Origin of the sequence: Faecalibacterium sp. DFI.5.82, assembly GCF_029076575.1 — a bacterium.
Taxonomy (GTDB): Bacteria; Bacillota; Clostridia; order Oscillospirales; family Ruminococcaceae; genus Faecalibacterium; species Faecalibacterium duncaniae.
Genome location: NZ_JARFIS010000187.1, coordinates 1 through 347 on the forward strand (window position 1 = coordinate 1; position 347 = coordinate 347).

General features: G+C 63.4%; 1 protein-coding gene. It reads left to right on the top strand.

Translation table 11 applies throughout. From position 1 onward, the window contains the following. Positions 1-51 precede the first annotated feature (51 nt). On the top strand, positions 52-347 hold a 296-nt coding region (locus P0G09_RS16180), incomplete at its 3' end, for an SMC-Scp complex subunit ScpB (protein ID WP_275253174.1).

Genomic DNA, 347 nt, shown 5'->3' on the forward strand with positions numbered 1-347 from the left:
GGGCGAGCTGAAGATGCGCCGGGGCCGCATTGACCGCACAAAGGAGGAGCAATGAATCAGAAACAAAATCGTGCCGCAGTGGAAGCAATGCTCTTTGCCTACGCGGAGCCCATCGGGGCCGATAAGCTGGCTCAGGCACTGCAGCTGCCCACCGCCAGCGTGGAATCTGCGCTGGAAACACTGCACGAGCGCTGCCAGAGAGAGGACAGCGGCCTGTGCCTGCTCCACCTGAACACCCACTGGCAGCTGGCCACCAAAACGGAATTTGCGGTGTGCATCCGCCGTGTGCTGGACACCCGCCGTTCCATCCCGCTGGGCCCGGCGGCCATGGAGACCCTGACCGTCTT